Origin of the sequence: Kitasatospora sp. NPDC057542 (assembly GCF_042801945.1) — a bacterium.
Lineage (GTDB): Bacteria > Actinomycetota > Actinomycetes > Streptomycetales > Streptomycetaceae > Kitasatospora.
Map to the genome: position 1 here is coordinate 1 of NZ_JBHVFE010000264.1, position 12,268 is coordinate 12,268.

16 protein-coding genes and 1 pseudogene are annotated in these 12,268 nt (G+C 70.3%); 12 read left to right on the forward strand and 5 right to left on the reverse strand.

Going from position 1 to position 12,268, the window contains the following annotated elements; genetic code table 11:
* The coding region (locus ACFU7Y_RS27875) for a hypothetical protein (protein WP_380770018.1) at positions 1 to 189 on the reverse strand (189 nt) is incomplete at its 3' end.
* Positions 190 to 350: 161 nt separating this feature from the next.
* Between ACFU7Y_RS27875 and ACFU7Y_RS27880 the strand changes: the two genes are divergently transcribed.
* From ACFU7Y_RS27880 to ACFU7Y_RS27895, 4 genes are all read left to right on the forward strand, one after another.
* Positions 351 to 653: a hypothetical protein gene (locus tag ACFU7Y_RS27880; protein WP_380770019.1), complete on the forward strand. Its 303-nt coding sequence runs from the start codon at positions 351 to 353 to the stop codon at positions 651 to 653.
* A gap of 88 nt (positions 654 to 741) precedes the next feature.
* On the forward strand, positions 742 to 1,140 hold the full coding sequence (locus tag ACFU7Y_RS27885; RefSeq protein WP_380770020.1) for a hypothetical protein: 399 nt from the start codon (positions 742 to 744) through the stop codon (positions 1,138 to 1,140).
* A gap of 283 nt (positions 1,141 to 1,423) precedes the next feature.
* Complete coding sequence (locus tag ACFU7Y_RS27890) at positions 1,424 to 2,023, forward strand: hypothetical protein (RefSeq protein ID WP_380770021.1); 600 nt, start codon at positions 1,424 to 1,426, stop codon at positions 2,021 to 2,023.
* A gap of 192 nt (positions 2,024 to 2,215) precedes the next feature.
* On the forward strand, positions 2,216 to 2,665 hold the full coding sequence (locus ACFU7Y_RS27895) for a helicase associated domain-containing protein (protein WP_380770028.1): 450 nt from the start codon (positions 2,216 to 2,218) through the stop codon (positions 2,663 to 2,665).
* Here ACFU7Y_RS27895 and ACFU7Y_RS27900 read toward each other — a convergent pair.
* Positions 2,554 to 2,835 (reverse strand): hypothetical protein, encoded by a 282-nt coding sequence (locus ACFU7Y_RS27900; RefSeq protein WP_224284727.1) that lies wholly within the window; start codon positions 2,833 to 2,835, stop codon positions 2,554 to 2,556. The genes ACFU7Y_RS27895 and ACFU7Y_RS27900 overlap by 112 nt on opposite strands.
* Positions 2,836 to 2,988: 153 nt before the next feature.
* On the opposite strand from ACFU7Y_RS27900, the gene ACFU7Y_RS27905 reads away from it, so the two are divergent.
* The 3 genes from ACFU7Y_RS27905 (at position 2,989) to ACFU7Y_RS27915 (ending at position 4,225) form a co-directional block, all read left to right on the forward strand.
* A complete protein-coding gene (locus ACFU7Y_RS27905; protein ID WP_224284726.1) occupies positions 2,989 to 3,405 on the forward strand; it encodes a hypothetical protein in 417 nt (138 codons plus the stop codon).
* 150 nt (positions 3,406 to 3,555) lie between these two features.
* Positions 3,556 to 3,726 (forward strand): hypothetical protein, encoded by a 171-nt coding sequence (locus ACFU7Y_RS27910; protein ID WP_224284725.1) that lies wholly within the window; start codon positions 3,556 to 3,558, stop codon positions 3,724 to 3,726.
* A gap of 100 nt (positions 3,727 to 3,826) precedes the next feature.
* Positions 3,827 to 4,225: a hypothetical protein gene (locus ACFU7Y_RS27915; protein WP_380770022.1), complete on the forward strand. Its 399-nt coding sequence runs from the start codon at positions 3,827 to 3,829 to the stop codon at positions 4,223 to 4,225.
* A gap of 46 nt (positions 4,226 to 4,271) precedes the next feature.
* Here the strand turns inward: ACFU7Y_RS27915 and zapE are convergent, their stop codons facing one another.
* Positions 4,272 to 5,348, reverse strand: coding sequence for a cell division protein ZapE (zapE, locus tag ACFU7Y_RS27920; RefSeq protein ID WP_380770023.1), 1,077 nt, complete (start codon positions 5,346 to 5,348; stop codon positions 4,272 to 4,274).
* Positions 5,349 to 5,665: 317 nt separating this feature from the next.
* Here zapE and ACFU7Y_RS27925 point away from each other — a divergent pair, with 317 nt between their 5' ends.
* Both ACFU7Y_RS27925 and ACFU7Y_RS27930 read left to right on the forward strand, forming a co-directional pair.
* Complete coding sequence (locus tag ACFU7Y_RS27925) at positions 5,666 to 6,061, forward strand: ATP-binding cassette domain-containing protein (RefSeq protein ID WP_308020305.1); 396 nt, start codon at positions 5,666 to 5,668, stop codon at positions 6,059 to 6,061.
* A gap of 1,071 nt (positions 6,062 to 7,132) precedes the next feature.
* The gene (locus ACFU7Y_RS27930; protein WP_380770024.1) at positions 7,133 to 7,720 is read left to right on the forward strand and encodes a hypothetical protein; all 588 of its coding nucleotides are present in this window, start codon (positions 7,133 to 7,135) and stop codon (positions 7,718 to 7,720) included.
* Between the two features lie 106 nt (positions 7,721 to 7,826).
* On the opposite strand, the gene ACFU7Y_RS27935 is transcribed toward ACFU7Y_RS27930, so the two are convergent.
* Positions 7,827 to 9,071 (reverse strand): hypothetical protein, encoded by a 1,245-nt coding sequence (locus ACFU7Y_RS27935; protein WP_380770025.1) that lies wholly within the window; start codon positions 9,069 to 9,071, stop codon positions 7,827 to 7,829.
* Positions 9,072 to 9,239: 168 nt separating this feature from the next.
* On the opposite strand from ACFU7Y_RS27935, the gene ACFU7Y_RS27940 reads away from it, so the two are divergent.
* Positions 9,240 to 10,694, forward strand: a complete 1,455-nt coding sequence (locus ACFU7Y_RS27940; protein ID WP_380770029.1) for a replication-relaxation family protein — start codon at positions 9,240 to 9,242, stop codon at positions 10,692 to 10,694.
* 191 nt (positions 10,695 to 10,885) lie between these two features.
* Here the strand turns inward: ACFU7Y_RS27940 and ACFU7Y_RS27945 are convergent, their stop codons facing one another.
* On the reverse strand, positions 10,886 to 11,266 hold the full coding sequence (locus tag ACFU7Y_RS27945) for a hypothetical protein (protein ID WP_224275828.1): 381 nt from the start codon (positions 11,264 to 11,266) through the stop codon (positions 10,886 to 10,888).
* A gap of 97 nt (positions 11,267 to 11,363) precedes the next feature.
* On the opposite strand from ACFU7Y_RS27945, the gene ACFU7Y_RS27950 reads away from it, so the two are divergent.
* Complete coding sequence (locus ACFU7Y_RS27950; protein ID WP_380770027.1) at positions 11,364 to 11,498, forward strand: hypothetical protein; 135 nt, start codon at positions 11,364 to 11,366, stop codon at positions 11,496 to 11,498.
* A gap of 527 nt (positions 11,499 to 12,025) precedes the next feature.
* A pseudogene (locus ACFU7Y_RS27955) lies at positions 12,026 to 12,268 on the forward strand (hypothetical protein); the annotation flags it as partial.

The window sequence follows — 12,268 nt, forward strand, 5'->3', positions numbered from 1 at the left end:
CCCCATCAGGTGTTCCGAGCCCGCGAGCTGCACGAACTCCTCGGCATGCCCACAGACGAGGCGTCCGTAAACATCACCCGCAGCCGCCTCGGACGCCTCACTCGCCAAGGCTTCCTCACCCAACCCGAACGAGGCCGCTACCAGAAACGGACTTAACGCCCTTTCAAACCCGCGCAACAGCTCGGACAACGGAACTACTTGTGAGTGTGTGGGGTGGTGTCAGCGGGATGGCTGTCATGAGATGAACAACCCGCTGTCATGGCCAGCGGGTTGCGCCTGTCACACGCGGTAGACGGCTGACGTGGGCCCCTGGCTGTCGCTGCCTGATCAGCCGTCCCGATACTTCTTTCATGGGAATGAGAAGGAAGCCGTACTGGCGTGGGCTCGGAACGCCGAAGACGCTTGTCCTGTTCCGCACGCCCGACCAATGGCGGTACGCCGTGCACTTCGAAGCACCGGGTGGTTTCGCCGACGGCTTCCTCGACCGTCCCGCACCCTCCTGCGATGCCGAACTGGCCCAGGCTGCCCTGCGTCTCAAGGCCGAGGAGATCACTCACCGAGAGCTGGAAGTCTCTTGGCAGTCCACCGATCAACCGGACTGGTGGACCGGCATCATCACCAAAGTCGGCCCGCTTCCTGCCCCGGATCACTGACTGGCTGTCTTCGAACCGGCGTTTGTTCCATGGTCGCGGGGCGGGAATCCGACCTGCCGCCTCAGCCTTTCAATGACCAGGAGCCCGCATGTCGATCGAGCTCGACCTCCCTGAATTCCCCTACGAGGAGCCTGTCGGCTGGATCAACTGTCGGCAGAAGCCCTGGAACGGCGTGCTCGTCAGGGTGGACCAGCTGCCCTTCAAAACCGGAGACCAGCTCACCTTCGAGGTCACGGTCTGCGGCGACTTTCCCGGGCAGACCCCGGCCGCGACCATCCAGGGCGTCGTGAACATCACCGCTGACACCACCACAGTCGACTTCACCATCCCCTGGGACGGTGTCCTGGACTCCGTCACCGAGGGGTCGATCACGGTCTCCTACACCCTCACCCCTGCCGACGGCAGCGAGCCGACGACCTCGCAGGCCGCCGGGGTCCGGTACTCCCGCCGGCAACCCGGCGGCGCCGTCTGCGGCCCGGACCACTGAGAAACCACCGACCTGTCGGACAGAAGCCTGACACCAAGCCGGACAGTTGCAGGCAGCCGGGGTCTCCGACGGGAGGCGCCTACGCAGATCGGCACCGGTGGGCAAGCGGCTGGCCCAGTCCGACGCCTCTTCCTCGCGACAGCCGAGGAAGAGGCCAATGTGAAACTCGCCTCGCTGACCGACAACAAGCCGGCCGATCAGTAGACTGCTCTGCTCGATGCCTTCCCCGAGGGTGCCACCGCATCTGCGGCGGTCGGATCCGGAAGCCATGAGCGAGGTAGGTATGACCACCACATTCGAGACGCGTGACGGCGTCGAGTCCACCATCGCCCTGTTGGAACGCGAGCTTCCCGCGCTCCAGGAGCAGCAGGAGCGTCTGGAGAGTGAGTTGAGCGCTGTCACCGGACGTCTGGAGGCGGTGCGGGCCGCTTTGGACAGTCTGCGCTCGCTGGCGGCGGCGCCCCTGCTCCATCCGGCGCCCGCCGTCCTGGCGGAGGCTGTCGAGGAGGCGCGCCCCGTGCCGGCCGAGCAGTTCGAGGCCGAGGTGCCGCGCGCCCGAACCGGCGGCGCGGCCAAGGCGCGTCCGGTCACCGGCAGGAAACGAGCGGAGGCGGACAAGCCCGTCCGGGCGAGGAAGACCGGCAAGGCGAAGCCGGCCCCGCAGGCTGCCGCAGCCCCGCAGGCATCCCGTACGGCGGACGCCGTCGTGAACTTCCTGGCCACGGCAGGTGAGCCGGTTCGGGCCCGCGACGTGGCCCTGGCCCTGGGACGCGAGGACACCCCGAACGCCGTCAACGCCGTGCGCACCGCACTGGAGCGGCTTGTCAAGGCCTCCCGCGCACAGCGGGTCGGCCGTGGCCTGTACACGGCCACGGAGCACTGAGTCTGACGCAGGAGCTTTTGCCTGCGCGGAGCAGTACACGACCTCGGCCTCCGAGGAGAGCGACGAGACCGGCGGCAGGGCGAGCAGCCGGCGGCGGTGGAGTCGCTGGTCGAGTGGCTGCGGATCAACGCCAAGCAGCACGCGGCGCGGATCCTGCAGCCGGTGAAGCTGCGGGCGTTCAACCCGCGGGCCGTGGAGTGGCAGCGGATGCACGCGGTCGCAGCGGTGTTCCACGTCCAGCACGGCCATCTCGACCCCACCGACAGGACGAAGCACGCGGAGCTGATCTCCTGGCTCGCCCGTCAGCGCCACCTGGGCGGCCAGGGCCTGGTCGGTGCGGCCCGGGTCAGCGAGTTGGACGCGTTCGGCATGACCGGCCGGATGTCGGTGAGGACTGCTGAGCGCTGCCGCCTGAGCGGGATCCCGCCGACGCTCCCGCCCAGTCGATCAGTTTCTGACGCTGGTGCCCCGCCCCAGACCAGGCCTGCGGGTCCGGCCCGGCACCACTCCTGTGCCGGACCCGCGGTTCGTCAGCGTGGAGCCTGCGCCGCGCGCCCGGCGCGGACTGCGGCGAGCACCTCCTTGTGCAGGGCCTGCAGGCCGGCCGCGGGGATGGGTACCGGGCTGCCGGTGAGGGTGTAGGTCTCCTCGGCGCCGGTGTACTCGATGGTGATGTCGGCGAGGTTGTCGGGGCGGGCGGTGGTGGTGACGGTCAGGTCGCCGGTGATGACGCCGACTTGGTCGGTCATGGCGCCGCCGGGCCCGACGAGGACCTGGTCGCGGAGCCGGGCCGGCTCGGTGGGCGCGTGCATCAGTCGCAGGTGTCCAGCATGGTGGTGAGCTTGTCCTTCTCCGGGCCGGTGATGTTCAGCGTGTACTCGTACTTCACACTGATCCAGGCCCGCGAATAGGTGCACCGGAAGTCGACGTTCGGAGGCGCCCACTGGTCCGGGCTCTGGTCGCCCTTGGAACGGTTGGAGGAGGCGGAGACCGCGATCAGCTGGCTGTGGTCGAGGTCGTTCGCGAAGCGCTTGCGGGTGGCCGTGTCCCACGTGTCGGCGCCGACCGGCGGGGAGCGTCATTCCGAGCACGCGATATTCACATCAACCCCTACAGCCCACCCCGAGGGCCAGCAGGCCATCCCGCGCACCCAGGACGCCGTCGCCGCAGCTCTGCCGCCGGCGCAGCGGATGGAGTTCTACCGGGAGATGGGTGAGGCCGACGTCGAGACGATCGGCGGCGTCCTGAAGCCCTGGTGGCTCCGGGCGGAGCTGTACCGGGACCCGGAGGGCGACCGCATCCACGCCGCCGTCCAGGCCGGCACCGCCCCCGGCACCTCCGCCTCCGCCGTCCTGCGTCGGCGCCCACCACAGCGACCGTGAGAGCAGCCCGCGTGGCCGCCCAGATACGAGGATTGACGACTACGCGGCCCTGCGGTTTACGCGGCCTACCCTGCCGCGTGGGCCGGTGGTGTCAGAGGTTCTGCAAGTAGGCAGTGTGAACGGCGAACTCCACCTTCTCAGGGGCGTCGCGTGGGGAGGGCGCCCGGGAGGTGGGGCCACGTCTTCCCCGACGGACTGCTCATCCCGGACCTGGTCGCCGCCGACGCAAAGGCCGCCGCCGACGCCGGCTCGGTGCACACCGCGCACGACATCAGTGCAGACGCGGAACGGGATGTCGCTTTGCCTGCCACCAAGGCGTAAGGCCCGCACGGAGCTCCGCCGGCCGATTTGAGCCTGACGTGGCGTCAGGCCGCACAGTGGCAGCAGTTGATGAGGTTCCCTAAACTGGAGGCACTTAACGATGTCCGTACTCAAGCGTACCGTGACCGTGCTCACTGTCGCAGTCGGCACCGTGGGCTTGACGTTCGCCCTGTCCGGCTCCGCCTGGGCGGGATCCAACGGCAGGGCCTGGAGCCAGGCCTGGGGCCGATACGCCGACGCCGTGTGCGACCTCCAGTTCGTGTCGTACGGCGACCACTTCTACCTGAACGACAACCTCAAGGACGGCGCCGGCTGCTACGCCACGTGGGGAACCTTGGACTACGGGTCGGGCGTCCTGTACAACTCGAACGGTGCGGGGACCACCGTCCACAAGAACTACGACTTCCCCGAAGGGACCTATCTCAGTTTTAAGGTGTGCGCCCGCGATAACGGTGTCGTCGTGCAGGAGACCTGCACGGAGTTCTGGGGGCAGGCATAGTACTCCAGCAGGACTTCTCCATTCCCGCTGGGTGCTCGGTGGGCGCTCAGCCGGCGGCCTCCTGAGCCGGCCGGCGGAGGAGGGCGAGGCGGCTGGCGGTGCGGTCGAGGTCGCGCATGAGGGTGGAGCCCGTGGAGAGGCCGGCGAGCGGATCAGCGCCGATCAGGACCAGGCGGACGTCGCGGTCGCAGCAGACGTCGACCAGGTTGGCGAAGCGCCGACGGCCGTCGGGGGATGCCTCGGTGAGCGGTGGGACGCCGTCGAGGACGATGGTGGGGAAGCGGTCGGCGAGTGCGAGGTAGTCCTCGACGGCGGTGAGGCCCTCGCACAGCTCCTGGAAGCCGAACCACACGTGGTCCTCGCGGACTGCCCGGGCCGACAGCTCACGGTGGTGAGCGGTCACCGAACCCGCTTCCTCGGGCCGGGGCGGAGTGAGACCGGCCGAGGTCTCGTCGCCGGGGCGGAGACGGGCGCCGAGGTCGAACCCGTGAGCGCGGTCCGACCGGGGCTGCCGCCGGAAGTCGACTGGCCCGCAGACATCGAGCACGTCCATCCGCTCCTCGATCAGCCTGATCGTCGGCTCGAAGAGGTGGTGGTACAGCGGGTCGGGCATCAGCCCGGCGGGCGGGTAGTTGGACGTGGTGACAAGAGTGATCCGCCGCTCCAGCAGGGTGCGGAGGAGACGGGCGACCAGCATCGCGTCACCCGCGTCGTGGGCGTGGAACTCATCGAAGACGAGAATCCGGCAGTTGCCGAGCAGCTCGTCCACGGCTCGGTCCACCGCCGCGCCGTCCGCGGTCCGACTCTCGGCGTGGTGGGCGACACCCTCGTGCAGTCGGCGGAAGAAGTCGTGGAAGTGCAGCCGTCGCTTGCGCGGGGTCGGCAGCCCGTCGAGGAAGGTGTTCACCAGCCAGCTCTTGCCGCGGCCGACCGGGCCCCAGAGGTAGAGATGCCGCGGACTGCGGCGCAGCCGCCAGGCGGGGTGGGCCAGCTCGCCGGCCAGCCGGCTGAGTCGTTCGACCGGGAACTCCTGGGCGGGGTCGAGCGTGAATCCGTGCTGCCCCGCGGCCCGGTGGAAGTGCCCACGCATCGCCTCGTACTGCTTCTGCACCCTGTCCGTCACGGGTCCGGACCATAGCAGGGCATCAGAACCATCGAGATCAGCGGGAGTTGCCTGGTCCGTGGCCCCTTCGCAGCTCCTCCGGCGTGATGCGGGACTCGACCGAACGTCCCGCACCCGGACGGAGCGTTTCCCTTCGGTGCCGGAAGACGGCTGGCACCGTGACCCGCCCTGACTGATCGCGGCCGGGTATGGGTGACGAGGCGTTCCCCGGCTCGGCGGCTGATCGTCGTGCCGGGCTCGAGCGAGCACCTCACCCTGGGCGGGGTCGTCGTCCGAACGACCTGGCACGAGCCCGCCTGCCCGGGCTGGACCCGGCGGTGACCACCAGCGGCGCAAGGGCGGGCACGGGGCCGCTCCGGGTGCCGAAGGAGGAGGCGTACACCCGCGGGTCCGGCCTGCTCGACAGCCTCGGTGTGAAGGACGTCCTGGGCACCGACACCGGTGCGTTGTCCGGAGGTGAGCGCCAACGCGTCGCCGTGGCACGGGCGCTGATCGGGCAACCCCGAGTCGTCCTTGCGGACGAGCCGACCGGCGCCCTGGACGGAAAGGCCTCGACCACCGTCTCGGACCTGCTCTTCTCCCTGCCCTCGCGATACGGGTGCGCCCTCGTCGTTGTCACGCACAATCCGGAGGTGGCGGCACGCGCCGACCGGGTGCTGGCGATGGCCGACGGCCGTCTCGCGCCGGCCGGCAGCGCGGGGGTCGCCCGGTGACCCGTGCGACCAGCCCCCGTACCACCGGCGGCTCCGGCCGGCCGACACCGGGGCGGGTCCGGCTCGCCCTGGCGATCGGACGGCGGGCCGGCCGGGGCCGAGCGGGCAGCGTGCACCGCGCCTCGCTGTTCTTCGCCGCTCTGATCACCTTCGCCACCGCCTGTGTGGTGGCCGGCTCCGCCGTGGTCCACGACCAACGCGACCTGCGTATGACGGCCAGGAACCCCGTCCCCGTCGCCGAGTCCGAGCGCGCGTCGGCCGCGGCCCGCTGGTGGGAACGGCCGGACACCTTCGACGGACGTGGCATCTCCGTCATCTTCGTCCAGCCCCTGGGCCAGGACGCCCCGCCGCCGCCCGGCCTGCCCCGGTGGCCCAAGCCCGGCGAGGCCTACCTTTCCCCCGCACTGCTCGCCGCGAACGCAGCGATGGCCGACCGCTACGGAACGCTCGCCGGGACCATTGCGCACGAGGGTCTCGCCGACGGCGCCGAACTGGTCGTCTACACCAACCCGACCCGGCCGGGGTTCTTCGACGAGGTCGACGAACGGACCTCCTACATCAGCGGATTCGGCAACCCGGACCGCGTCTTCTTCTTCATCAGCAGCCATCAGTTCGACCGAGGGCTGGACGAACTGCAGCTCCTGCTTCTGCTCATGGCCGGACTCCCGTGCGCCGCACTGATCCTGGTCGCGGTCCGCAGCCAGTCCGAGTCCCGCGATCGGCGTCTGTCCATGCTGGACGCGCTCGGGGCGCCGACCAGCCTGCGCACACTGGTCCTCGCGGGGGAGGCCGCCATGCCGCTCGTGGCAGGCATCGCCGCCGCAGGTCCGCTCGCGCAACATCCCCGCCACGGCGGAGGGGTTCATCACGGCCGCGGGTCCGTCCCGCACCCTGCTCTACGCGCCGCAGTCGGGTTCGACGGACAACGCACCGCGGGTCTCCCTCACCGGCCGGTGCGAGGCGCTCGCGGAGCTGGGACGGATGCGGACCTGTCCGACCCGGCCCAGGCCTCCGAAGGAGGCCTTCGAAAGCCTGACACCGTTCGGCCGCGAAGTCCTTCTGGGCGACGAGATGGTCAGCGCACCGGTGGCGACGGTCTGCGGCTGCACCGCCCCGACGGCCGGCGGCGAACTGGCGTTCTACGGCTTCCTCGTCCTCAACCGCGACGGCGAGCCCGGTGTGTCCGTGATCGAGCAGGCCGCCTACGCCCACCTCATCGGCCCCATGACCTACCGCCCGGGGCAGTCCTGGCTGCTCGGCACGGCCGCGCAGGCCGCGCAGATCCGCTGGCTGCTCGACGTCGCCCTGCTCGGCCTCCTCGCCCTGGCCCTGGCGGGATCGCTCGGCGCCGCCGGCATCTTCCTGGAACAGGCCAAGGCGCTCGGCCCGCTGGCCTCCTACCGCACCGACGCCCGCTTCTACCGCGGCATCGCGTTCTGGAACCTCGCCCTCCCACTGAGCGTCGTCGGCGTGGCCGGAGCCCTGGTAGCCGCACTGTTGGGCCGACTGCTGATCAACCTCGGCAAGGGCGGGACGACGTCCCTGTCCGTCCTCGTTCTCGGCCTCGCCGTCGTCGCTGCCTCCGGCGCGGGTGTCGCCATCGTCTGCGGCAGAGTCGCGGCGGGCCAGGCCGCCGCCTGGCGCCCAAGAGCGGACTGATCAGAGAGCCGGGCCGGGGACGAGCAGGTTCGTCCCCGGCCCTCGTCACATGCACGTTGCACCTCGAACGCCGGCCGGGTCGCTTTCGGCGTCGAGGGCGCCGTGCTCAGCCGGTGGTGTAGTAGCCGGTCAGTGCGGTGATGACGTCCACCGCACCGCCGAAGCTGTCCATGGAGAAGGTGGTGGAGTTGTCGTCGAGGCCGGTGGTGACCGAGTTGGCCACGGTCAGGCCGGGGACATAGCTGAGGGTGGAGGTGCCCGGGACGTTCCAGTCGGCTGTGCCCGGGAACACCGTGAGGTGGCCGGCGGCGTCGGCGTTGGTGGCGGTGATGTTGAGCTCCGCGCCCAGGCCCTTCGGGTCCACCTCGATGCCGAGCCCCATGGTGGTCGGGCCGGTCATCTTGTAGCCCGTGGTCCGGGTGTCGTCCAGGCGGACGGGGGTTTTGAGCGCCTGGAACAGGCCGGTGCCCGAGGGGCTGTAGTAGCCGACGATGTCGACGATCACGTTGACCGAGCCGATGTGGTTGTAGATGTCGATCTTCCCGTCGGCCCCGACCGGCACCACGACCCGGTTCGCGACGTCGCGCCGGACCGGAACGGTGACGTTGGATGCCTCGGACGGGCGCGTCGTGCCGGTCGGGTAGACGGTCAGGAAGCTGTCCGCGGTGCCGTCGGTGGCGGTGACGTTGAGGACCACCGCATGGGCGTCCTGGTCGCCGAGTTCGGGCCGGGCGACCCGGATCGAGCGGGTGGCGGAGCTGCCGAGGGGGCCGGTGCCGTCGGTCCGGCTGTCGGCGATGCGGTTCGGGTGCAGGGGGGTGAACTTGTCGGCCGCGCCGGGCGCGTAGTAGCCGACCACGTCGAGGATGACGTCGGTCGTCCCGGCGCTGTTGAAGATGTTGACGGTGTGCCGGACGTTGTCCTGGCTGAGCGCGACCGTGACCAGGTTGGACACCGTCTGGCCGGGCGTGAAGGTGAGGCTGGAGGTGTCCGGAGTGCCGGTCTGGGGCGTGGATTCGCCTCGGACCGAGAGGTAGCCCGCGGAGGTGGGGTTGGTCGCGGTCACGTTGACCACGACGGCCGTCGCCTCGTGCGGGACCACGCCCACCACCGCCGGGTAGTACTCTCGCGGGCCGAGCGGAGTGAAGCCGTTGTGGAACGGAGTGTTGTCGGTCCGGGTGTCCAGGACGCAGGTCGGGCTCATCCCGACGAAGCCGGCCGGAGCGGTGAGGTCGGCGGTCCAACTCGGCGCCGAGGCCGGGGCGGCGAGGGCCGGGGACACGGTGAGGGCGGGGACGGTCAGGGTGAGGGCCGTCAGGACGGCCAGGGTGGTGGCGGTACGGGCACGCATGCCTGGTTCCCCCCAAGTACGGCTACTGCATTGGCTGTTCCGGAGAGTCCGGTATCTCTTGGACGTCTGAACCTGCCGGAGGTTGCAGGTCGACCGGAAATCTTTTGCGGAGGGGTGCGAGAGGATCGCCGTCCCGAAGTTCCGGACACCTGACCCGCTTGGCCGGTGGTGAAGCAGCCGTCGAGGTCGGCCGGGCGCACGGGACTTCGCCCTCTCGTCCCCGTCGACCGCCACCGTCGAGCGCAGCCGGGCGGTGGCGGTGCCGGCCGCTCCGGTGCGCCGCATGCGATGGCGGTCAACGAGACCGTGCTCGCCTTCGTCCTCGGCGGCACCGTGCCGGGGGCCGCGGGCAGGATGGGCAGGGTGCGTTCCTGGTCGACCGAGACGGAGGTCCTGCTGCCGGGAGGGAAGCGGAAGGTGCGCCCTGACGGTGTGTGGCAGGCTCCGGCGATCGGGGTGCCGGTGCTCATGGTCGAGGTCGACCGTTCCACCATGGCGCCGGCCCGGGTGGCGGCGAAGTTCACCGCCTACCGCGAGCTGTTCCACGTCAAGGTCCGCGACAACGACCCGGCCCTCGCCGGTGAGGAGCCCGCCGACCGCACGGTGTACTGGTGGCGCCGCGCCCGCGAGCAGGCCGAGCGGGAGGCGAACCGCCCGGCCTGCACACGCTGCTCGGCCAAGCTCACCGACGCGGAGTGGGACCGGGCGCGATGGGGCGACCGGCTGTGCACCGTTATCTGCACCTTCCTCTCCTCGTTGATCGCCGTGCTGGTCACCGCGATCAAGGAGAGTGAAGTGGATCTGCGCCACGAACTGATGGAGGGTCGGTCCCAACTGCCCTGTGTGAGTGCTGTTCTGGAAATCGGCGAGGCCCATCCGCCGTACGTCCTCCTCAACGGCCTCGCGGCCGAGGTCGAGCCGGTCACCGCGTACCTGCGCGACCTGGCGCCGAGTGACAGCAGCCCGCTGACGGCTCGCAGCGATGGGTTCGGGATGCTGCGGTGGTTCCGGCTGCTGTGGCTGCTCGATGTCGCCGGGGAGCGGGCGACCGAGGCGGAAGCGGCCGTGCTGACCGGTTGGATGCGCACGGCACCGAACCCGCAACACCGGCGGCGCAACCTCCTGTCGCCGGCCCCGGGAACGGTCAAATCCGCGCACCGGCAAGCCGTACCTCGGCACCGGATATGCCGCGACGACGATCAACCATGCGAGTCAGCTCTCCTGCGTCCATCCCCGCCGGAGGCCCGTCCGCCTGCGGCGGGGAGCGGCCGATGCCTCACGCATTCGCCTACGGCTTGGTCAACCGCAGGTACCACCACGGCCGACTCGGCGGGTCGAACCACTCGCTGCACAACCGTTCCGACGCATACGGATCCGGCAACGTACGCCGCTCGAACTCCGCATCGAGCCGGGTCACGATCTGGCTCAGTTCACGGCGCGCGGCCGACGGCAGCGCATGAAGCATGGCTTCCAGGTTGTTCCGACCACCCAGCACATCGTGGCACGGACAATCCGCCAACGGCACATAGAGCCACCGACCAGGCTGGCGCAAGAACCGTTCGTACTGGCCGAGCGCCTCACTCAAGAAGCCGGGCCCAAACCTGCCAGCCTCAAGGCGCCTGACAGCAGCTTGGGCACTTCGTCGCAGGCCTCGGACCTGACTGAACTGTCGGGACTGACCCCGAATCAACCGCGTCTGGGCGCGCACGGCGCCGGGCGACTTACGCGGCATCGCCCCTTCGGATCAACGTCATGGCGCCATCCTGCCACGCCACGGGCAGACCGACCGCCGAATTTCCTCCAGAACGGACGCCCTACCAGATGACCACACCACCCCTGACGTTCTGCGCACGCTCGGCAGCGTCCTCGATGTTCACCAGTCGCTCGGCGATCTGCCGGACGTACTCAGCATGCGACTTCGCTGGGTCGGCGCCGGGCGCGACGAGTTCGAGGTTGCTCCGGAGCAGGGCGCATTCACCCAGGAAGTCCGCCACCTGGTCCGGGGCCACCTTGAGCCAGTCACCGCTGGCCAAGATCGGGAAGAACCTCGCCCCCAACGAGCGCACGGCGTCGGATCCCCACACAGTGGTACGCCAGCGCTCGAAGCCCGCGAGGTCGGAACTGCCCTCCGGGACGTGCAGCAGGTCCATCTTGTCGTCTTCACCGACGACGAACACATCCACCGACAAGCTCATGGCCTCAGTGGATCACGGCGATGGAGGACGGATCCACAGGGTTACATGCTCGGCCGCGCACCGGTCCCCGGCGGCCCCGATCGCCCAATCGGGTGAAGTGAAGAGAAGCACGTCCTGCCAGAAGGAGGAGTCCGACCGGAAGCGGGCCGAGCGGGCCGCCGCCAAGGCTGAAGCCGCGGCTGCCGAAGCGGTCAGGGCGAAGAACGCCGGCTCCTGGTGGCGCCGCTCCTGACCGGCGGGCCAGCCGCAACACGAGGTGCAACACGACCGCGTTGCACTGCTGACCTGCGAAAACCCCCGGCGATCTGGGCCGGGGGAAGCGTGTTGCACCCGTGTTGCGGCCAGCCCGGTCGCTGTGACCTGCACTGGGGAGTTTCACGGGCGGGCCGGTGAGCTTCGCCCGGGGCGGTGGTGAGTTTGCCCGCCCCGGGTGGCCGCCCGCCGGTGAGTATCGGGTGTTGTCGTAGGTCAGTGCCCGGTGGGAACGGGCGGGGCTACTCCGTCCGGGTGGTGGCCGGGTTCGCCGGCCCACGGGGGCGGGCAGAGCCTTCGCATGACGACCCCCACCAGGCACCGCCGTCGCCGTCGCCACCCGGCGGCCGCTGCCCTCCCGGCCGTAGCCCGGACGGCACCGGCCGCTGCCCGACAGCGCGGCGCGGGCGGGTGCTGCCGGACCTGGTTCAGCGAGCGCATCCGTCCGGGCGGCCTGGTCGTCCGTACGACGTGGCACGAGCCCGCCTGCACGACCGGGGGCCGGCCGTGACCGCCTTTGCCGCGCAGGCCTCGCCCGCCCGGTTCGCGCCCGGCAGCACGGCGGTGCGCCGCGACGTCCACGCGGGTCGGATCTGGACCGCGATGCCGCAGCGGGTCATCGACGACACCGGCGACACCCTCCAGCTCGCCTACCGGCCCGGCATCACCTCGCTCGCCTCGACCACCTGGGTGACGGCACCCGCACCAGCCCCGAGCAGTACCCCGAGAAATAGCAGCAGTCCATGGGAC